Source organism: Prevotella sp. khp7, from assembly GCF_900109055.1.
Taxonomy (GTDB): Bacteria; Bacteroidota; Bacteroidia; order Bacteroidales; family Bacteroidaceae; genus Prevotella.
Genome location: NZ_FOIV01000004.1, coordinates 213,946 through 235,457 on the forward strand (window position 1 = coordinate 213,946; position 21,512 = coordinate 235,457).

14 protein-coding genes are annotated in these 21,512 nt (G+C 48.6%); 12 read left to right on the forward strand and 2 right to left on the reverse strand.

Annotation, left to right across the window (positions count from 1 at the left end; all coding sequences use genetic code 11):
- Positions 1-30 precede the first annotated feature (30 nt).
- Genes BMX82_RS11280 through BMX82_RS11300 form a run of 5 tightly spaced genes read left to right on the forward strand, consistent with a single transcriptional unit; the run spans position 31 to position 10,727 of the window.
- Positions 31-2,199 carry a PAS domain-containing sensor histidine kinase gene (locus tag BMX82_RS11280; RefSeq protein ID WP_091769079.1) on the forward strand — a complete coding sequence of 723 codons (2,169 nt, stop codon included), beginning with the start codon at positions 31-33 and terminating at the stop codon, positions 2,197-2,199.
- A gap of 16 nt (positions 2,200-2,215) precedes the next feature.
- Positions 2,216-4,243 carry a PAS domain-containing sensor histidine kinase gene (locus BMX82_RS11285; RefSeq protein WP_091769082.1) on the forward strand — a complete coding sequence of 676 codons (2,028 nt, stop codon included), beginning with the start codon at positions 2,216-2,218 and terminating at the stop codon, positions 4,241-4,243.
- Between the two features lie 27 nt (positions 4,244-4,270).
- On the forward strand, positions 4,271-7,084 hold the full coding sequence (locus BMX82_RS11290) for an ATP-binding protein (protein WP_091769085.1): 2,814 nt from the start codon (positions 4,271-4,273) through the stop codon (positions 7,082-7,084).
- Between the two features lie 11 nt (positions 7,085-7,095).
- Positions 7,096-9,855, forward strand: coding sequence for an ATP-binding protein (locus tag BMX82_RS11295; protein ID WP_091769088.1), 2,760 nt, complete (start codon positions 7,096-7,098; stop codon positions 9,853-9,855).
- A gap of 2 nt (positions 9,856-9,857) precedes the next feature.
- Positions 9,858-10,727 (forward strand): AraC family transcriptional regulator, encoded by an 870-nt coding sequence (locus BMX82_RS11300; RefSeq protein WP_036909630.1) that lies wholly within the window; start codon positions 9,858-9,860, stop codon positions 10,725-10,727.
- Positions 10,728-10,760: 33 nt separating this feature from the next.
- On the opposite strand, the gene nhaD is transcribed toward BMX82_RS11300, so the two are convergent.
- Entirely contained in the window at positions 10,761-12,092 is a 1,332-nt protein-coding gene (gene nhaD / locus BMX82_RS11305) for a sodium:proton antiporter NhaD (RefSeq protein ID WP_036909632.1), read from the reverse strand.
- 152 nt (positions 12,093-12,244) lie between these two features.
- Here nhaD and BMX82_RS11310 point away from each other — a divergent pair, with 152 nt between their 5' ends.
- The 4 genes from BMX82_RS11310 to BMX82_RS11325 all read left to right on the forward strand — a co-directional run bounded on the left by BMX82_RS11310 (position 12,245) and on the right by BMX82_RS11325 (position 17,460).
- Positions 12,245-13,726 (forward strand): rhamnulokinase, encoded by a 1,482-nt coding sequence (locus tag BMX82_RS11310; RefSeq protein ID WP_091769091.1) that lies wholly within the window; start codon positions 12,245-12,247, stop codon positions 13,724-13,726.
- 15 nt (positions 13,727-13,741) lie between these two features.
- Positions 13,742-14,995 (forward strand): L-rhamnose isomerase, encoded by a 1,254-nt coding sequence (locus BMX82_RS11315; protein ID WP_036909635.1) that lies wholly within the window; start codon positions 13,742-13,744, stop codon positions 14,993-14,995.
- On the forward strand, positions 14,995-16,029 hold the full coding sequence (locus BMX82_RS11320) for an L-rhamnose/proton symporter RhaT (RefSeq protein WP_036909637.1): 1,035 nt from the start codon (positions 14,995-14,997) through the stop codon (positions 16,027-16,029). Before BMX82_RS11315 ends, BMX82_RS11320 begins: the two co-directional genes overlap by 1 nt.
- 129 nt (positions 16,030-16,158) lie before the next feature.
- Positions 16,159-17,460, forward strand: a complete 1,302-nt coding sequence (locus tag BMX82_RS11325) for a FimB/Mfa2 family fimbrial subunit (RefSeq protein ID WP_143058365.1) — start codon at positions 16,159-16,161, stop codon at positions 17,458-17,460.
- 141 nt (positions 17,461-17,601) lie between these two features.
- Here BMX82_RS11325 and rhaD read toward each other — a convergent pair whose 3' ends face one another.
- Positions 17,602-18,411, reverse strand: a complete 810-nt coding sequence (rhaD, locus tag BMX82_RS11330) for a rhamnulose-1-phosphate aldolase (protein ID WP_091769096.1) — start codon at positions 18,409-18,411, stop codon at positions 17,602-17,604.
- A 145-nt stretch (positions 18,412-18,556) separates the two neighbouring features.
- Between rhaD and BMX82_RS11335 the strand changes: the two genes are divergently transcribed.
- The 3 genes from BMX82_RS11335 to recA are packed head-to-tail and all read left to right on the forward strand — an operon-like array spanning position 18,557 to position 21,448.
- Positions 18,557-19,162 carry a DUF6621 family protein gene (locus tag BMX82_RS11335; protein WP_091769098.1) on the forward strand — a complete coding sequence of 202 codons (606 nt, stop codon included), beginning with the start codon at positions 18,557-18,559 and terminating at the stop codon, positions 19,160-19,162.
- 15 nt (positions 19,163-19,177) lie between these two features.
- Positions 19,178-20,413, forward strand: a complete 1,236-nt coding sequence (locus tag BMX82_RS11340) for a saccharopine dehydrogenase family protein (protein ID WP_036909643.1) — start codon at positions 19,178-19,180, stop codon at positions 20,411-20,413.
- Positions 20,414-20,425: 12 nt separating this feature from the next.
- Positions 20,426-21,448 carry a recombinase RecA gene (gene recA, locus BMX82_RS11345; RefSeq protein ID WP_036909645.1) on the forward strand — a complete coding sequence of 341 codons (1,023 nt, stop codon included), beginning with the start codon at positions 20,426-20,428 and terminating at the stop codon, positions 21,446-21,448.
- The last annotated feature ends 64 nt before the right edge of the window (positions 21,449-21,512 follow it).

Here is a 21,512-nt window from a genome sequence, read left to right on the forward strand (position 1 = left end):
TGAATTGGGCAGAATCTATTATCTTTGCGGATGATTACTACCACACTCTATGGCAACTATATGCGGATAAATATATACCATCCAAGGGCAAGCGTGCTATGCATCCTATTGATGGGTACACTCGCTGCTCAGGCACAGGCAGAAAACATGGGAACCATTCTAGATATCCACAACATTCTTGGATATCTGGGGGCTTTATTTCTGATTACTGTCTTCGTGATGATGTTTTACAACCGTTTGTTTTATTTCAAAGATAAAGACGTTACCAAAGAGACACAAAGACTGAACGCACAGCTGGGACTGATTATGGACGCCAACAGGATGAAGGCTTGGACGTACGATATGGACAAGCGTCTGTATAAGGTCCTGACAGAGTATGGCACCAAAGAAATCGAATATACGCCGATAGACTTCTCACAGTTCTTCGACCGAGACGATTTTGAGGCTATGAGAAAGCTCATCACCGACATTCAGGACGGGAAGACGGACTCTGAGACCCTTCTCGTGAAAAGCGCCCCATTGAAGAACAATGCGGAAGAGCAACATATCTACGAGATAAACATTTCGATATTACGACACCACAAAAACGGACGCCCCAAGACTCTTCTGGGTACCCAGTGTGACATTACCGAAGAACAGGAAAAAGCCGAGAACACCCGGAAACTGATGTTGCGCTACCATACTGTTTTCGAGTCGTCGCTTGTTGATATGGTTTTCTATGACGCCAACGGGATTCTGACAGAACTCAACAACAAAGCCATGGAGACCTTCGGGGTGACCAACAGGCAGGCCATTCTCGACCAGAAGGTGAGAATATGGGACGTACCTTCATACAGAGAGATTGACATCCATGCCATCGACGCCCCCATGCACTTCTCGTCGATTACAGACATCTCGAAAGTCAAAGAGACCGACGAGCGCATTCCTCAGATTCTGACAAAAGGAAAGATCTATTATGAAGCAGACCTGAGTGCCGTTCGCGACAAGAACCAGAAGCTGCTAGGTGTGATTACCGCAGGCAGAAGCATTACAGACATGGTGGAATCGAACCACCACCAGAAAGAGGCCGCCGCACTACTGGAAAAACAAACAAAGGCTATTCAGAACTATATTGAGGACATTAACTATTCGCTGAAAATCAGTCATGTCAGACTGATGCACTACCACCCAGAGAAGCATGAGTTAGACATTCTGAGTGACCCGAACCATATTGAATACAGTCTGTCGCAAATACGCGCCATGTCTATGATAGACCCAGAAGACCGGGCTAAGGCCTATCGAATGTTACTGCAAATGGACAAAAGGCATAAGGGAGATTTCTCTGAAACCCTGCACACCATCTTCAAGGATAAAGAAGGGCGCGATATATATCTGAACTTCAGAATCATGCCCATATACAATCAGGACGGAGAGGTGAGCTACTATCTGGGCATGTGTCGTGACGACACAGAAGTGACACACACGGAAATACGTCTGAAGAAAGAGACTGCCAAGGCTCAAGAGGCAGAGCAGGTGAAAAGCACCTTCCTGCTGAACATGAGCTATGAACTGCGAACGCCACTGAATGCCGTCATTGGCTTTGCAGAGCTCTTCGGAACAGAGCACAACGAAGAAGACGAGCCCATCTTCGCTGAAGAGATCAAAAAGAACACGAGCACCCTGTTAAAACTGATCAACGACATCCTGTTCCTGTCAAGGCTGGATGCGAAGATGATAGAATACAACTATCTGGAAACAGACTTTGCCCTTCTGTTTGAGGGATGGTGCTACATGGGATGGAGCAACCTGAACCCATGTGTGAAAACGGTCATAGAGAATCCTTACAACAAGCTACTGGTAAAAATCGACCCGCAGAACCTGGCTATGGTCATTCAGAAACTGTGCATCTACTCCGGACTGACCACAACAGAGGGGACTGTACGCGCCAAATATGAATACCGCCGTGGGGAGCTTATGATCACCATCGAAGATACTGGTGAGGGAATGGACGCTGAGAATCTGGAGAAAGCCTTTGACCGCTTTGTACATGAAGAGGGGAAGAAGAGCAAAGGTACGGGACTGGATCTGCCTATAGTGAAGGAGTTGGTTGAGCAGATGAACGGCACGATTGAGTTGCAGTCGGAACAAGGCAAAGGCAGCACCTTCTTTGTCAGCGTACCCTGTGAGATGATAAACTTCGAGAAGAAACGAAGCTCATGATATAAAGAAGAGAAGTATGAATATGTTACTGGCCAACATACAGAATTCCATTGGCGTTGACAGCATTTCGCTGCTCATCGCGATTCTGACATTCCTGGCATTTGTCATGGTATGGGCTATCTATCGTATCAATCTGCTTCGTATCCATAAGAATGCCGAGCACACCAAGGACTTGCATACCATCATGCGACGCACGCTGGACACTGGCAAGAACTTTGTGTTAAAACTCTCGATACAAGACCGCTATGCCGTGAACATGTATGGTGACTTCCTACCCCAAAATGGTATGAGCTATCAGGAATGCCTCAACTACATACACCCGGAAGACGTCATCATATATCAGGAATTCCTGGCTAGTCTGATTCATGGACAGAAAACCGCAGAATGTACAGTTCGATGGGACCGAAGCGGGGAAAAGCATCAGGGCGACTGGCAATATATGCATGACACGGGTATTGCCGAATATACTGAAAACCACAAGACGCCCCAGTACATATTCTGTACACTGACCGACCGAACGGAAGAGATGCTCCGGGAACAGAAAGAACAGATTCTGACAGACCGGTATCGACAATTCTTCGGACAGAAAATCGCCGGTCTGGCCTTCTACGACAAAGACGGGCATCTGTTGTATGTCAACAAGAAGATGAGAGACATCCTGAAGTTCCAGTCAAAGGATGATCCTTACTATTTCAGCCATACGCTCTACGATCTACCGACCTTCCGTAATGTACTGACAGAGAGGAAAGCCGAAGAGCTCTATTTCTGTACGAAGAGTATGATCGTGGAACGCGGTGTGAACTGCTACACCGAGTTGCGCGTACACCCCATCAACGATGAGAACGGCGAACTGACCTATATAACCTTCTCTATCCGAGATATCACACAGGAACGTGAGCTCTACCTGCAGAACAAGCAGAAAGACCTGGAGATACGGCGTGCCAACGAGAATATTCAGCAATATGAGACAGAGTTGAAGTACCTGATGGAGACTTGCAACATGAGATTCTTCCGCATCTCGGTAGCTGAAGGATGCTGTACCTTCTACAAAACTCAGGCCCAACCAGAAAAGAAGATAGCCATCGACAAGCTGGAGAGCTATTTCGTGGACGATGCCTTCAAAGACGGTCTGCAGAGATATCAGGAGTATTTCAACGAGCCTAGAGCAATACTGACACAGATACATCCGTTCTTCGGCGACTCTGACGAGTTGCAATGGAACTATATAGACAGTGTGCCCTATTTCGACAAGCACGGAAAGATGGCCGGGACCTATGGCATCGTGCGCAACGTGAATGAACTGATGGAGAAACAGGAACGTCTGAAGCAAGAGACAGAACGAGCCAACCAGTCGGGATTGATGAAGAGTACATTCATGGCCAACATGACGCATGAGATACGTACTCCCCTGAATGCCATTGTAGGCTTCTCGGACGTATTGTCTATGCTCCCCTCATCTGAGGAGAAGCAGGAGATTGTCAAGGTGATTATGAACAACTGCGACATGTTGCTCAGGCTGGTGAATGACATTCTGGCCATCTCATCACTGGGCGATGGCGGTATAGACTTCAAACCCGACAAGGTAGACTTTGCCAAGGAGTTCGACAGCATCTGCACCTCACTGGAGCAGCGTGTGCAGAATCCTAACGTGACATTTATCAAAGATAATCCATTGGAGCACTTCTTCATAGAGATTGACAATGGCCGTACACAACAGGTCATCACCAATTTCGTGACCAATGCCGTGAAATACACCCAAAAAGGGCATATCAAGGTAGGATACAAGCCACAGGAGCGCGACGGCAAGAGCGGTATATATCTATACTGCGAAGACACCGGCGCAGGCATCTCACAGAAAGATCAGGGGAAGGTGTTCGACAGATTCGTGAAACTGAACGACTTCATCCAAGGCACTGGTCTTGGGCTTAGCATCTGTAAAGCCATTGCAGACGGATGTCACGGACAGATTGGTCTGTTCTCGGAAGGAGAAGGCAAGGGATCGACATTCTGGATATGGATTCCATGTGAGAGATATGACAGTTAAGAACATATAAGGACGATATAAATTATCATGATAAGTTTTAAGAGAAAATATGGTATGAGAGGAACATGGCTGGCAAAAATACTGGCGACAATCATCGCCTTACATTGCACGCCCATAACTGCCGACGCTATCAACAACCATCAGGACAGCATCACGGTATATAACGAAGCGCGACCGCTCATCTATGAAGACGCATGGGATCTGTGGCCCTACGTTTTCCTGAATGAGAATGGTGAGCCCGACGGCTATAATATAGATCTGCTTAAGATGATATTCAAGGAACTGGACATTCCTTATATCATCAAGCTGAAACCTACACTGGAAGCACAGGCTGACCTGAAGAACAGGAAGTCGGACCTGATGTTGAGAATGGATGCCAGTTTCTCAAGAGACAATGCATCATACGGCAAATCAATCGTACAGTTGTTCACCCACAGTGTCGTGACACCCAAAAGCAAGAAAATAACGGTCCGTTCTGGAACGGACATGGCCGGACATACCATTATTGTACACGAAGGCAGTTTTAGCCACTACATGATAAAAGAACATGCATGGGCATCAGACATCGTGGGATATGACGACATGCAGGAAGCGATTCAGAAAGTGAGCGCCGAAGATGACGGCATCATCATCTGGAACACCATGTCGCTGAAATGGCTCATGCAGAAATTCCAGACAGACAACCTGCAACTAGACCCCATTGACCTGCCCTACGGAGAGTATAAGTTCTTTGCCAACGACCATTATCTGCTGGCACAGTTGGACAGCGTTTATTCCAAGCTGAGAGCCAACGACAAACTGACACCCATTCAGAACAAGTGGTTCTACCCGGAACTGAAGGAGTCGGGCATTCCCTCGTGGATATGGAATCTGATTATCGTGCTGGCTATTATCGCAATTGGCATCATCACCTACTTCATTATATATAAGGTGCGTGAAAACAAAATGACCAAAGAGGTGCGCAGAAGCAACGAGCGCCTCTCGCTGATACTTCAGACCAGTCATGTGGGACTATGGACTTATCATGTGGAAACGCAGGTTTTCACCATGATGGACGAGCATGGGAAACCTGAGAAGAACTACACATCGCTGGAATTCTCGCGTCTGTATAACCCTACGGACTTCAAGCGTATGATTGAGGCGCTAAAGCTACTCATAGAAAACAAGGAAGAAACGATTACTCTGGAATTGAAAGCCAAGCCTTATGAAGAGGCTACGGAAGAAAAAGACTTTATAACCACGCTCTCTGTCCTGCAGCGCAACAAACGAAACAAGGCGACGGTGATTATCTGCTCTGAGAGTGATGTGACAGAAGACAGAATGCGCCAGATGAAGACAAAAGACTCACGACTGCGCTATCAGACACTCTTCGAGACAGCCTTAGTGAGTATGACCTTCTTTGATGAAAACGGCATCATGACCGACATGAACGAGAGAGCTACCAGGACTTTCGGTATTCAACGTCAACAGATAGGACAAGCAAAAATCAGAATCCAAGATGTAACAGACGTCGAGGATATTCTGGATCAGGATTTCGAGGTATTCCATGCCACACGCATTATTAACAATGATGAGCAGGACACCCCTATGAAAGGGCTGTTGGGAGGAGGAAAACGCTTTTACGAGATGCAAATCCTGCCTGTGTATGATGAAGGGAAACGTATCGGCTTCTTTGGCTCCGGGCGAGAGGTTACCGAGGTGGCACGCAGTTACCAGCAGTTGCAGAAGAACATCAGTCAGCTGCAGGAAGCCACCAGAGAAGTTACAGAATACATACAAAACATCGACTATGTGCTCTCTGTTGGAGGTGTAAGCATGGCGAGATACCATCAGGATACCCACACACTGACCATCTACAGTGAGATCAACAAGGAAAAATACTCACTGACACAGACCAGGGCGCTCTCGTTTGTTGACCTGTCATCAGAGAAACAGGCTTTACGCATCCTGAACAAGATGGACACGTTACAGGAAGGGGCTATACACGCAGACATCAAGACCAATATACGCAGGAAAGGCATTCCCATGTATCTGCAGATGCACTTCATTCCCACCTATAAGAATGGGAAAATTGTAGAGTATTTCGGCATGTGTCGTGACATCAGTGAGATCAAGGCCATTGAGGCAAAGTTGGCACAAGAAACCATCCGCGCTCAGGAGGTGGAAGTTGTGAAGAACGCCTTCCTGCATAACATGAGTCACGAAATCCGCACGCCACTGAACTCTGTAGTAGGATTCTCGGAACTGTTTGAAATGGAGCATAGCCAGGAAGACGAGGCCATCTTCATCAAGGAAATCAAAAACTGTTCGGCTGCTCTGCTGAAACTCATCAACGACATCCTGTTCCTTTCACGTCTGGATGCAGGAATGATTACCATCAATCAGCGTCCAACGGACATTGCCGCTATCTTCAAAGACAAGTGCGAAGCCATCTGGAGTCACAAAAAGGTGTCGGGCGTTGACTATCTGGTAACCAGTCCGTACAAGAAACTGGTGGTTGAGATTGACGAGTCGAACGTATTCATGATTATAGACAAACTGATAGCAAATGCCATCCAGCACACCACAAAAGGCTCGATACTGGCACGCTACGACTATATAGGAGACCAACTGGTCGTTTCGATAGAAGATACTGGCGACGGTATTCCTTCAGATGCCATCCACCACATCTTTGAGCGATTTGTTACCGGTGCCAATAATGGCGTTGGTCTGGGACTAAGTATCTGTCATGAACTGATAGAATACATGGGCGGAAAGATTCAGTTGAAATCGGAGGAGGGTGAGGGTACTACCGTCTGGTTCACCCTACCCTGCAAAGTGGTGGGAATGGAACGTAACTAAAAAGTGACATCATGACGAAAAAGATATATATACTCATTGCAGCCTGTGTACTGTCGTTCTGTAACGTTCTGACAGCCAAGGCTCTGTTTATACGCGAATATACCGAAGAGCATCCGCTCGTTATTGTAAGCGACTGGGAATTTCCACCCTATGAATTCAGAAATGACAAGGGTGAGCCTGACGGATATAACATAGAAGTGCTTGACCTGATTCTGACAAAACTCGACATTCCACACGTTTTCCAGATGAAAGAGTGGTATCAATGTACCGAGGCCTTTGAGAAACGCGAGGCTGACCTGATACACGCCTTGTCATACATGTTCAGACGACGTCCTTATGTGATGACGCAGAACATGATAACCTATTACAACGTAAAGGCAGCCAGACTAAGAACGACGCCACCACTGAAAAGACTCAGTCAGCTGACTGAGGCCGACACGCTTGTACTGAAGAAGAACGACTACGTGGCCTTGCGCATTTCTGAAATCAAGGAGCACCCCTTCAAAGTAGAATATCACTCCTCAAGAGAAGCGCTGACAGGCATTCATTCCGGCAAATACAAATACTATCTATGGGGAGAGATTCCCCTTGCTACGAAAGTGAAGGAATATGGTGTTAACGGCGTGGTACTTGATGAGACCGACATCCCTGCAGGAGAGTTACGAATCATTGGCTACGACAAAGACCTTATCGATGCCATAGACGATAACTTTGCACGTTTGGAGCAATCGGGAAAGCTAGAGAAGATTCGCGATAAGTGGTTTCACCCGGAGCGCGTGCACAACGACACGTCGCCTGTTGCCCTGATTATCCTGTCGGGTATTATCATTTTCGGTATTATAGCCCTCTTACTCAGCCGACTGATTCGTAGTCGTGTGAAGGCTGCCATCAACAAGACCGTTGAGACGAACCAGATGATGACTCTGGCCCTGAACATGGGTAAATACTATGTGATAGAGTATGACCTCCACACCCATCACCTCAGGAATATCTACGGAGATCTGCTGCCTGAAGAGGGAGCTTCTGACGAGTACTACAGATCACATATCCATCCCAACGAACAAAGCAAATTGGGTAATGAAATCAGACAGATGTCTATGGGAAAGACCCATTGGGAGGCAAAGATACACTGGAACATGGGTACAGAAGAAATGCCCGACTGGCGCTATCTGGAAGGCGATGCCGTGATAGAGATGAAAAACGGCAAGCCACGCTACATCATCAACACCCTCAAGGATATGACAGAAGAAGTGCGTGAGGAACGCCTCAACCGAGAAATCGGAAACAAATACCAGCGCATGCTGAGTACCAGTCTGATTGCCATGTCATACTACGACAAAAACGGTGTGTTTCTCGACGCGAACGAGAAGATGAAACAACTCTGCGAGTTCAACAAAGATAACGAAAGATATTTCCATACCCTCTCACTCTTCGATACCACCTTCCTAAAAGGTCAGTTTGATCCCAAAAGCAAGGATAACTTCCATATCTGCCAGCGTATGTTCTACCCCGAGATGGGCATCTTCAAGTATGTTGAACTGAAAATACGTCCTACCTACGATGAAGACGGAGAGCTTCGCTTCTTTATCGTGACAGGACGAGACTTGACTGCCGAACGCCAGATGTATCTGGAACTGCGCAGGCACGACAAGGAGATACAAAACGCCAGTGAAGCCATCAACCGTTATGAGAAACAGCTGCGCTATCTGCTTGAGAACAGTAAGATGTATGTATGGAAATCGAATCTGAAGTCACGCGAAATCACCTTCTCGCGTTCACTGCGCAATTACGACCAGAAGAGTTCCTTGGACGAATACACTGCAAGCATGTATGACAACGAGCAGTCCGATTCGAGTTCAGCCATTCAGGACAAGGACACTATGGACAAGCCCTTCAACGTGATTCACCACTTCAAGCACACCCATTTCTCGAAAAAGCCTGTCTGGATGGCTATCAGTGGTATTCCAACCTTTGACAGGGACGGAAACAGAATCGGCTATTTCGGAGTAGAGCGCGACATCACAGACCTCATGGAAGCTCAACAGAAGTTGAAGGAGGAGACAGAACGTGCAGAAGACTCAGGAAAGATGAAGAGCGCATTCCTTGCCAACATGACGCATGAGATACGTACACCGCTGAATGCCATCGTAGGTTTCAGCGACCTGTTACCGATGGTAGACTCGAAGGAGGAACGTATGGAGTTTATTCGTATCATACGCAACAACTGCGACATGCTGATGCGACTGATCAACGACATCCTGGAAGCCTCGAACATGGGACAAGCACTTTCCATCAAGCCGGAAAAGGTTGACTTCTCCAAAGTGTTTAATGACATATGCCAGATTCTGGCACAGCGTGTTCAGGAAGCTGGCGTGGAATTCATCAAAGACAACCCCTACGACACTTTCCCTGCCACTATCGACATTGGCCGCATACAACAGGTGTTGACCAATTTCACCACCAACGCCGTGAAGTATACGCACAAGGGACATATAAAATTGGGCTATAAGGAACAGGACAACGGCATATATTACTATTGCGAGGATACGGGTACCGGTATTCCCAAGGAGAAACAGGCCAGCGTTTTTGAACGCTTCGTGAAACTGAACGACTTCGTACAAGGGACAGGACTGGGACTAAGCATCTGTAAAGCCATTGCCGAGCGCTGTGGAGGAAAGATCGGTGTCACTTCGGAAGGCGAAGGACACGGCTCGACCTTCTGGCTCTGGACCCCAAGAATTATTAACACCTCTAACGACACTCAAGACTGACTATGCAAAAAAGCAAATATCTGCTCGCCAACGACCGAGACCTGTTATGGGGACTCACAGTGAGTACCATTGGACGCGAAGAGATTCTTCCTGGCGACCCCTATCCTACCAGGGGGCATGCTGACGGTTACTATTTCAACATTGAGAAAGGGCGTATACTAAACGAATATCAGTTGCTATACAACCCAGAGGGTGAAGGCATCTTTGAAAGTGCCCACTGCAAGAAAACCATCATCAAGCCTGGCGATATGTTTCTGCTGTTTCCCGGCGAATGGCACACCTATCACCCCAATCCACACACAGGTTGGAAGAGCTACTGGATTGGTTTCAAAGGCAGGAATATGGACGATCGCGTAAAAGCGGGATTTCTGTCGCCCGAAAAGCCTATCTACCACATTGGCTATTCGTCAGACATAGAGCATCTGTATCGCACAGCCTACGAAGTGGCGATAGAAGAGGCAGCCTATTCACAACAGGCCATGGCCGGTATCGTGAACCACCTGATAGGACTGATGTACTCATTGGAAAGGAACATGGAACTGAGCAAGAACCAGCAACAGGTAGACATGATCAGCAAAGCCAGACTGATGATACGTGAATCGCTGGAGTCAGACCTTACCATCCAGCATATTGCAGAAGACCTAGGCGTGAGCTACAGTAACTTCCGCAAGCTCTTCAAAGAGTACACCGGTCTGTCGCCAGCCACCTATCAGCAGGAGCTCAGACTGCTCAGAGCCAAGGAGATGCTCACCACTACCGACTATAGCATCAAGGAGATAGCCTACAGACTGAACTTTGAAAGTCCAGACTACTTCTCGGCCAAATTCAAGGCCAAGATGGGATTCAAACCCAGTGAGATAAAAATGAAATAAAAAATCCCCGCCTGTTTGGGCGGGGATTTTTATTTAGAACAACAACATTCGCTCTAACCAGTAAATAAGTATTCCCGAGAGATAGCCAACGAAAGCCACCCAGGTGATCTTCTTCATATACCAGCCGAAAGTAATCTTTTCCAGTCCCATGACAACGACACCTGCGGCAGAACCGATAATCAACATGGAACCGCCAACACCGGCACAATAAGCCAGCAACTGCCAGAAGATGCCGTCGATAGCCATAGCACCCTCGGGAGCAACGGGGTACATACCCATGCAACCAGCCACGAGAGGTACGTTGTCAACGATTGACGACAGCACACCGATGATACCATTGATGAGGTAGTAGTTGCCTGAGAAGGCTTCGTTGAGTCCCTCGCCAAGCGCTGCAAGTACACCAACTTCCTGCAATACGGCAACAGCCATCAGAATGCCCAGGAAGAACATGATGGTTGAGAGGTCGATTTTGGAAAGGAGGTCTGACACACGCTTTGCCATTGTGTCATCCTCTGCGGTGTTGTGGTGGAAAATCTCGGTGGTGGTCCAGAGTACGCCCAGCACAAGTAGGATACCCATGAACGGCGGGAGATGCGTCAGTGTCTTGAAGACTGGCACAAAGCAGAGGCCGCCTACACCCAGCCAGAAGATAATGTTGCGCTGAGACTTAGTGAACTGGCTGATTTCGGCCTTAGGCAGATTCTGCTCCTTGTCGAACTTGCCTTCGAGCTGATACTGCAGGATAAAGGCAGGCACAAGCATTGAAACCAGTGAAGGAATGAAAATCTCGGTGAGTACGCCCTGTGTTGTGATGACGCCCTTAATCCACAGCATGATAGTGGTTACGTCGCCAATTGGAGAGAAGGCTCCACCCGAGTTAGCAGAGATGACTACCAACGCAGCATATATGAGTCGGTCTTCACGGTTCTGCACAAGTTTGCGAAGCACCATAATCATCACAATTGAGGTGGTAAGGTTGTCGAGAATAGCCGACAAGAAGAACGTCATGAAAGCCATCCGCCACATGAGTTTACGCTTTGAGCGTGTCTTCATGGTGTCGCGCACGAAGTTGAAACCGCCGTTCGAATCGACAATTTCCACGATGGTCATGGCACCCATCAGGAAAAATAGCGTTCCTGCGGCATCACCCAGGTGATGCTCAATGACCTCGGCAATATGATGAATCACTTCTTCGCCGGCAATCGCAGGATAATAGGCGGCAGGGCCCATCATCAGCAGCGTCCAGCAGAACACGCACATCAGCAGGGCAATAGCAGCCTTGTTGATCTTCGTCACACTCTCCAGAGCTATACACAGATAGCCAATACAAAAGATAGTGACAATCAGAATCGTTAATGTTGACATTTGTACCTTATTTAATATGTTTATTTGAAATTGCGTGCAAAGGTACGAAATAAAATCAAATATTCAAGTCCAAAAATCAAATAATTATGGTATGTATATTAAAAAGTCCGTACCTTTGCCAACAAATCTGCTAATCAAACAAAAAATTAAAGATGAGAAATAAGAAGTGTTTCTTTGCCGTAGACCTCGGAGCCACTAGTGGCAGAACGATCATCGGCCATATCGATAACGGGAAATTCAATCTTGAGGAAGTCACCCGCTTCCCCAACAACCTCATAGAACAAGGCGGTCATTTCTACTGGGACATCTATGCCCTTTATCTCGAAATTATCAAGGGACTGAAAGAGGCATCCCGACGCGGACTGGAAATTACGAGCATAGGCATCGACACCTGGGGCGTCGACTTCGTGTGCATCGGCAGCGACGGCGCCATCCTGAGGAATCCACGCGCCTATCGCGACCCCATCACTTTCGAGGCGATGGACAACTATCTGGCACATGTCATCTCGAGAAAGGAGGTATATGACATTACTGGCATCCAGTTCATGAACTTCAACTCCCTTTTCCAGCTCTACGCCATGAGACGTGAAGGCAACTCTGCCTTAGAGCATGCAGAGAAAATCCTGTTTGTGCCCGACGCGCTGAGTTGGATGCTGACAGGTCAGGCGGTATGCGAATATACCATAGCCTCGACTTCGCAGCTGCTCGATCCCAGGACCAAGCAACTCGATGAACGTTTGTTGACCAGTCTGCAACTGACTCGCGAGAACTTCGGCAAGATGGTAAACCCAGGCACGGTGATTGGCGTACTGACAGAAGAAGTACAGAAACTGACGGGGTTAGGAGCTGTACCCGTGATAGCCGTTGCAGGCCATGACACAGCCTCAGCCGTAGCTGCCGTACCTGCCAAAGACGAGAACTTTGCCTACCTGTCGAGTGGCACGTGGAGTCTGATGGGTATTGAGACAAAAGACGCCATCATCAACGAGCAGAGTTATGAGCGCAACTTCACCAATGAAGGAGGTATCGGCGGAACCACCCGTTTCCTGAAGAACATCTGTGGCATGTGGCTCTATGAGCGCTGTCGCACGGAGTGGCCTGAGGAAGTAAGAAAGCTCTCACACCCAGAGTTACAGGAATCGGCCATGCAGGTAGAGCCCTTCCGCTCTATCATCAATCCCGACGATGCGCAGTTTGCCAACCCCGACTCGATGATAAAGGCCATACAGGCCTACTGCCGCAACACGCAACAGCCTGTACCAGAGACTCCGGCAGAGATCTGCCGCTGCATCTTCGACTCACTGGCCCTGCGCTACAAGCAAGTATTCCAATGGATGCAGGAACTTGCTCCTTTCAGATTCGATGTGTTACACATCATCGGCGGTGGAAGCCTGAACAAATATCTGAACCAGTTTACCGCCAACGCCACAGGGGCCACAGTGCTGGCAGGCCCTCAGGAGTGTACAGCCATTGGCAACATCATGCTGCAGGCCCAAGCTGCAGGACTGGTAGGCGACATCTGGGAGATGCGCCAGACGATAGCCCGCTCGCTGGAACTCGTGAGATACGAGCCCACCGACGAAGATGCCTGGAACCAGGCCTACGAGAAGTATATTAAAATTATTAATAAATAAAAAAACAAACGATTTATGAAAGCAGAACTGATTGAAAAAGCTTATGCCGTAGCGAAAGACCGCTACGCAGCCATCGGTGTAGATACTGACGCCGTACTCGACCAACTACAGCAGCAGCAGATTTCACTGCATTGCTGGCAGACTGACGATGTGGTTGGTTTTGAGCGCAACGAAGCTCTCAGCGGCGGCATTCAGACCACAGGCAACTACCCCGGTCGTGCCCGCAATATCGATGAGGTGCGTCAGGACATCGAATTCGTCAAAACCCTCATAGCTGGTAACCACCGTCTGAACCTCCACGAGATTTACGGCGACTTCGGCGGTAAGTTCGTTGACCGCGACCAAGTAGAAGTGAAGCACTTCCAGAGCTGGATCGACTGGGCCAAGGATAACAACATGAAACTCGACTTCAACTCCACCTCGTTCTCTCACCCCAAGAGTGGCGAGTTGAGTCTGTCAAATCCCGACAAGGGCATCCGCGACTTCTGGATTGAGCACACCAAGCGCTGCCGACGCATCGCCGACGCCATGGGTAAGGCTCAGAACGACCCCTGTATCATGAACATCTGGGTACACGACGGTGCCAAGGACATGCCCGTACAGCGCAAGAAATATCGTGAGATCCTCGCTGCCTCGCTCGATGAGATTATGGAGGAGAAACTCGACGGCGTGAAGAACTGCTTCGAAGCCAAGTTGTTCGGTATCGGTCTTGAGAGCTACACCGTTGGCTCTCACGACTTCTACACAGCCTATTGTGCCACCCGCAAGCAGATGTACACCATCGACACTGGTCACTACGAGCAGACTGAGAATGTCAGCGACTTTGTCAGCACGCTGCTCATGTATGTGCCCGAGCTGATGCTCCACGTGTCACGCCCTGTTCGTTGGGACTCTGACCACGTAACGATTATGAACGACCAGACCCTCGACCTCTTCAAGGAGCTGGTACGTGCCGACGCCCTCGACCGAGCTCACGTAGGTCTCGACTACTTCGACGCCTCAATCAATCGTATCGGTGCCTACCTCGTTGGTACCCGTGCCACACAGAAATGCATCCTGCAGGCTCTGCTCGAACCCAAGCAGTTGCTGCGCCAGTATGAAGACAATGGTCAGAACTTCGAGCGTCTGGCTCTTATGGAAGAGGCCAAGTCGATGCCTTTCGGTGCAGTGTTCGATTACTTCAACCTCAAGAACAACGTCCCCGTAGGCGAGGAATACATCGCTGCCATTCAGAAATACGAAAAAGACGTCACTTCAAAGCGTAACTAATGGAAATCTTTTTAGGACTCATCATCATAGCTATCGGCGCTTTCTGCCAGTCGAGCTGCTACGTGCCCATCAATAAGATTAAGGACTGGTCGTGGGAGACCTACTGGATTATTCAGGGTGTGTTTGCCTGGCTGGTGCTGCCCCTATTGGGCGCGCTGCTGGCTGTTCCCGCGGGTCATTCGCTGTGTGAGTTGTTCACAGCCACTCAGTCGTTCAACATCTGGATGACCATCTTCTTCGGTGTACTCTGGGGCGTTGGCGGTCTCACGTTCGGCCTCTCCATGCGCTACCTCGGCGTAGCCCTTGGTCAGAGTCTCGCCCTCGGCACATGTGCCGGTCTTGGCACCATCCTCGGTCCCATATTACTCAACGCATTCTTCCCCGAGTTGAATGCCCTTGAGTCGCTCACCACAGCTGTTCTCATCGGTGTCATCGTCACCTTGGCAGGCATCGCCATCATCGGTGTTGCAGGTAATATGAAAGCAGACTCTCTCTCCGAGGAAGAGAATCGCGAAGCCGTTAAAGACTTCAACTTCTCCAAGGGTCTCGCCATTGCTTTGCTGGCAGGTCTCATGAGTGGCTGTTTCAACGTAGGTCTCGAGTTCGGAAAGGGCATCAACTTCGGCTATCTCACCAATCCCATGTTCCGCACACTACCCGCCACGCTGCTAGTCACGCTGGGTGGTTTTGTGACCAATGCCATCTATTGTTTCTATCAGAATCAGAAGAACCACACATGGGGCGACTATAAGAAAACCGCCGTATGGGGTAACAATCTGCTGTTCTGCCTACTGGCAGGCGCCCTGTGGTACAGTCAGTTCTTCGGCCTCTCTCTGGGAAAGGGTTTCCTCACCGAGAGTCCCACCCTCACTACGCTGGCTTTCTGCATTCTCATGGCACTCAATGTGGTGTTCTCCAATGTGTGGGGCATCATCCTCAAGGAGTGGAAGGGCTGTTCGCGCCGCACCATCGCCGTACTCATTGTCGGCATCGTGGTGCTAATCATCTCCTGCTTCCTACCCCAACTGATTTAGGGAAAAGGTAAAAGAAATTTAAAATCCCAAGACCATCTTTATGGTTTTGGGATTTTTTATGTACCTTTGCAACCGTTAATCTTACGTGTAAAGACACTAAGATCAAACACAAAAACAAAAAAAACAATTATGAATAAAAATCAACTGTTTACCTTAACCGCTATGTGCGGTCTCTTAACCCTGAGTTCATGTTCTCAGGAAGTGATTAACGAAGAATTGGCAATGCCCAACAGTAATCTGACTGTCATCACGCGAAGCACTGGAGATGCAAAAGTTGCTTACCCCGTCAGACTTTATGTCTTTGACAGTGCCAACAAGTGTAAAGCCATGCAGACACTTGAGAGCGCCGAAGATGTCATCGGAATCAGGTTAGTAGAAGGCGCCTATGACGTCTATGCAATCGGTGGTGCCGACGAGACACGCTACGTGCTGCCAGACATAGATAATGCTTCGAAAACATCTGTCATCTCACTACAGGAAGGACAGACACACGGTGACTTGATGGCAGGTCATTCTACAGTGACCCTGTCTGCCGATGGCAGCAATTCGCTGACGATAGGTCTGGAGAGGAAAGTGCTGCAGGTGAAAAGCGTTGTTATCAAGAATGTGCCAGAAGAAGCAAAGGCTGTAAGCATTAAGATTGCTCCTATCTATGAGTCGATGCTCTTAAACGGCAGATACCAAGGAACAAACAACAACAGCACCATAACCCTGACTAAACAAGACGACAACACGACATGGAAGATGGAATCAGACGCTAACTTCTTATTTCCATCAATAGACAAGCCCACCATCACTGTCAGTATCGACAACACTTCTTATTCCTATACTTGTGAAAAGGAACTGACTGCCAACTACAGATTTAACATAGAAGGAAACTTCAATGAGTCACCGACGGGTGCCCCAGAGGTAACACTTACTGGAACCATCACTGGTGCTATATGGGATGGAGAGAAAGAGATTTCCTTCGATTTCGGCGATAAAGCGGATGATAATGACAATAACGACAAGCCATCCACAGATATGCCCGAAGCAGGTTCTGTCTATAACGGATGCTATGTCTTAGCTGTTGATGGGAAGAATGTGACATTGCTGTCACCAAGTCAGAGACAAGGAATCATTGATAGTGATGATATAGATAACCAAGAGGCTATTTCTACCAAAGTCAGCGAAGCGCTTGCCGCCTGGGAGCCAAACATCTCCACAAGTTGGAGACTCATGACAAAAGAAGAGGCTATAGACATCATCAAGTCAAATAGTACCATCAATGAGAAATTGGATAATGGTCAAAAACTCATTCCATCCTCCGCCTATTTCTATTCAGATGGGACTTCCATTTTGGGTTCCAGTTTATCTTCAGGTCAACTTGGTACCATGAGTTGCAACTCAAAAACCTGGCTTCGCCCAGTAACAACGATAACGATTCAGTAAACAATTTGTTTCAACAGAGATACGTCAGTTTTGTGGCGTTCAAACGGCTTGTACCAACATTAATAACAAATCCCCAGCACTTCACAGTGCTGGGGGTTTTTCAATTTAAACCAAAATATATAGTCAGTAGCTTGTTTGTTCCTATTTGGGGAGGCTGAACGCCAGCGTCATCTCGGCCAGCTGCTCATCGCTCATGCCATCGGGTTCGAAACCCATGGCCTTGGCATTGATATAGATCTTAGCGCTCTTGGAGAGGACATCAATCTGATCGAAGGCATCCATCACGTCGAGCCCCTTAGCGAAGACGCCGTGTTTCTCCCACATCACGACATCGTAGTCCTCAAGCTCTTTCAGCGTAGCCTCAGCCAGGGCATTAGAACCCGGCAGGGTGTAAGGCACAATGCCCAGGCCCAGTGGACAGAAAGCCTTGGTCTCAGGAATCATGGACCAGAGAAGCTTGGTGAGCACATCCTTGCCGAGGAACTTCTTGGAGTGGCTCATGGCCACGAGTTCTATCGGGTGGGTATGGACAGTGGCTTTGTAGGGACTACCCTTCTCAATGAGACTGGCATGAACCGTGAGATGGCTGGGAAGCTCGGAGGTTGGCATGACTGGATGGTCGGCGATGATAACATAAGAGGCACAATCATCAAGTATACGGATGACGGAACCATTGTCCATGGGCCAGCGTGCCAAGTCGCGCATACGCTTACCAGTACCTTTGCAGTAGAAATAGCACCCTTTGAGGGCTGGCAGCGACACACCAATCTGCTTCACCTCGCTGATAGCGGGCAGCTGACAAATCTCGTCGTCGACAAGGTCGGTGACATTGACTGTGATATTACCGCCGTTGCGCTCAGCCCATCCGTTCTGCCACAGATAGCCAGCCACTTCGGCGATTTTCTCGACCTCAGCCTTTAAGGCTGAATGACCTTCTAATATACTCTTCATTTCGTTGACTGATTTCTATTTTGCTGCAAAATTAGCTGTATTTTTACTTATCCGACCGCAATTTTTGATTTTTCTCCCTAAAATTATGATTTTCACTAAAAAGTTTGTGGATTCGGGAAAATCTTCGTAAATTTGCACCTTAGATATGAACAACAACCTGCAAGATATAAAATGGAGTGAAAACGTGATTTTGGTAGATGCTGACTACGTAGATAAAGTTGCGTTTAACCTCATTGTGAACTTTGAAAGGATGATAGGTCGCAGGATTCCTCAGGCTGACTTAGCAAAGTGGATTGACTGTGTGGCGCTAGACGGAGGTCTCCGCGAAGGAGAGCACGAGACGCTGGTGGTACTGACTCACAGGAAGGACAAGACAAAGCTGGAGAACTTTGTGCCCGCCGACTATGCTCAGGAGCTGGACGGCAAGGCCTTTAAAGACCATCTGGGGGAGTTTACGATAGGTGCCTACCCGATTGAGAACATTGCCGGCGGAGAAGACTATTTCACGGAAGCACTGCAACTGATTGCGGCACAGAAGGACGTGAAGCGCGTGATGGTGATACCTGATGCTGAGAACAGTAATATATATAATAAGGTACGCGACACGCTGAACCGACTAGACGATGACAACAAGCGCATCACCGTGTTTGCAATGCAACCCATGCCAGGAGGCAACTTCAGACAGGAGATTCTGGGCTACTCGCTGATGGCAGCCCTTGGCATCAGTTCGGATGAAATCAAGGAAAAATAATAAATTGTAAGATATATGGCAAAGGTATTAATGATTGGCGCCGGTGGCGTCGCTACGGTAGCTGCATTCAAGATTGCTCAGAATGCTGACGTGTTTACCGACTTTATGATTGCCAGCCGTCGCAAGGAGAAGTGCGACAAGATTGTTGCCGACATTCACAAGGCTGGCTACAAGATGGACATCAAGACCGCTCAGGTGGATGCCGACGATGTAGAACAGCTGAAGGCGCTATTCAGCGACTACAAGCCCGAACTTGTGATTAACCTGGCCCTGCCCTATCAGGACCTGACCATCATGGATGCCTGTCTGGCCTGCGGCTGCAACTATCTGGACACGGCCAACTACGAGCCTAAGGATGAGGCACACTTTGAGTACTCATGGCAGTGGGCTTACAAAGACCGGTTTGAGCAGGCTGGACTGACAGCTATCTTAGGTTGCGGCTTCGACCCGGGTGTGAGCGGTGTATACACGGCTTACGCTGCCAAGCATCACTTCGACGAGATTCACTATCTGGACATCGTGGACTGCAACGCTGGTGATCATCACCATGCATTCGCAACCAACTTCAACCCAGAAATCAATATTCGCGAGATTACCCAAAAAGGACTCTACTATAAAGACGGACAGTGGATTGAAACTGAACCGCTGGAGATTCACAAGCCGCTGACTTATCCTAACATCGGTCCCCGCGAGAGCTATCTGCTGCACCACGAGGAACTGGAGAGTCTGGTTAAGAACTATCCCACCATCAAGCAGGGACGATTCTGGATGACCTTTGGCGAGCAGTATCTGAAACATCTCGACGTGATTCAGAACATCGGCATGAGCCGTATTGACGAGATAGAATACGAGGCGCCTCTGGCCGACGGTACAGGTACTGCCAAGGTGAAGATCGTTCCACTGCAGTTCCTGAAGGCCGTACTGCCGAACCCACAGGATCTGGGTGAGAACTACGAGGGCGAGACCTCCATCGGTTGTCGTATCCGCGGTATCAAAGACGGCAAGGAGCACACCTACTACGTTTACAACAACTGCAAGCACCAAGAGGCTTATAAAGAAACGGGCATGCAGGGTGTGAGCTACACCACTGGTGTTCCTGCAATGATTGGCGCCATGATGTTTGTGAAGGGCATCTGGAAGAAGCCGGGTGTGTGGAACGTAGAGGATTTCGATCCAGACCCATTTATGGAACAACTAAACAAACAGGGACTCCCTTGGCACGAGGTGTTTGACGGAGACCTGGAACTTTAACTATAAAATCATATGGCAAAAGAAAAAGACGAGGCACTAACGCCTCAACAAGAAAAAATGAAAGCCCTGCAGGCTGCTATGTCGAAGATTGAGAAAGACTACGGCAAAGGCTCCATCATGCGCATGGGCGACGAACAGATAGAGAACGTAGAAGTGATTCCAACGGGTAGTATCAGCCTGAATGCTGCACTCGGCGTAGGCGGCTATCCAAAGGGACGTATCATCGAGATCTATGGTCCTGAGTCTTCTGGTAAGACTACACTGGCCATCCATGCTATCGCAGAATGTCAGAAGGCTGGCGGCATCGCTGCCTTCATTGATGCAGAGCATGCGTTCGACCGCTTCTATGCAGAGAAACTAGGTGTTGACATTGAGAACCTTTACATCTCTCAGCCCGACAATGGTGAGCAAGCACTGGAGATTGCAGATCAGCTGATTCGCTCGAGTGCCATCGACATCATCGTCATCGACTCTGTGGCAGCCCTGACACCGAAGAAAGAGATTGAGGGCGACATGGGTGACTCTGCTGTAGGACTGCAGGCACGACTGATGAGCCAGGCCCTCCGCAAATTGACATCGACCATTTCAAAGACTAACACCACCTGTATTTTCATCAACCAGTTGAGAGAGAAAATCGGCGTAATGTTCGGCAATCCAGAGACTACCACAGGTGGTAACGCCCTGAAGTTCTATGCGTCTGTACGTTTGGACATCCGTCGCGTAACCAGTATCAAGGATGGTGACAACGTGATTGGCAACCAGGTGCGTGTGAAGATTGTAAAGAACAAAGTGGCTCCCCCCTTCCGCAAGGCCGAGTTTGAAATCACCTTCGGCGAGGGCATCTCGAAGATTGGCGAGATTGTCGACCTCGGTGTAGAGTATGGCATCATCAAGAAGAGCGGCTCATGGTTCTCTTATGGAGAGTCGAGACTGGCTCAAGGACGTGATGCGGTGAAGGTACTGCTCAAGGATAATCCAGAGCTTTGCGAGGAACTCGAAGCACAGATTATGCAGGCTATTACGGATAAGGCGTAAAAAGCATAAAAGGCGTAAAAAAGATCAATCCCCCAGCCATTCGGTTGGGGGATTGATCTTTTTA

Coding starts and splice junctions, on each gene's coding strand:
- BMX82_RS11280 (WP_091769079.1), top strand. CDS start 31: ATGATTACTACCACACTCTATGGCAACTATATGCGGATAAATATATAC.
- BMX82_RS11285 (WP_091769082.1), top strand. CDS start 2,216: ATGAATATGTTACTGGCCAACATACAGAATTCCATTGGCGTTGACAGC.
- BMX82_RS11290 (WP_091769085.1), top strand. CDS start 4,271: ATGATAAGTTTTAAGAGAAAATATGGTATGAGAGGAACATGGCTGGCA.
- BMX82_RS11295 (WP_091769088.1), top strand. CDS start 7,096: ATGACGAAAAAGATATATATACTCATTGCAGCCTGTGTACTGTCGTTC.
- BMX82_RS11300 (WP_036909630.1), top strand. CDS start 9,858: ATGCAAAAAAGCAAATATCTGCTCGCCAACGACCGAGACCTGTTATGG.
- nhaD (WP_036909632.1), bottom strand. CDS start 12,092: ATGTCAACATTAACGATTCTGATTGTCACTATCTTTTGTATTGGCTAT.
- BMX82_RS11310 (WP_091769091.1), top strand. CDS start 12,245: ATGAGAAATAAGAAGTGTTTCTTTGCCGTAGACCTCGGAGCCACTAGT.
- BMX82_RS11315 (WP_036909635.1), top strand. CDS start 13,742: ATGAAAGCAGAACTGATTGAAAAAGCTTATGCCGTAGCGAAAGACCGC.
- BMX82_RS11320 (WP_036909637.1), top strand. CDS start 14,995: ATGGAAATCTTTTTAGGACTCATCATCATAGCTATCGGCGCTTTCTGC.
- BMX82_RS11325 (WP_143058365.1), top strand. CDS start 16,159: ATGAATAAAAATCAACTGTTTACCTTAACCGCTATGTGCGGTCTCTTA.
- rhaD (WP_091769096.1), bottom strand. CDS start 18,411: ATGAAGAGTATATTAGAAGGTCATTCAGCCTTAAAGGCTGAGGTCGAG.
- BMX82_RS11335 (WP_091769098.1), top strand. CDS start 18,557: ATGAACAACAACCTGCAAGATATAAAATGGAGTGAAAACGTGATTTTG.
- BMX82_RS11340 (WP_036909643.1), top strand. CDS start 19,178: ATGGCAAAGGTATTAATGATTGGCGCCGGTGGCGTCGCTACGGTAGCT.
- recA (WP_036909645.1), top strand. CDS start 20,426: ATGGCAAAAGAAAAAGACGAGGCACTAACGCCTCAACAAGAAAAAATG.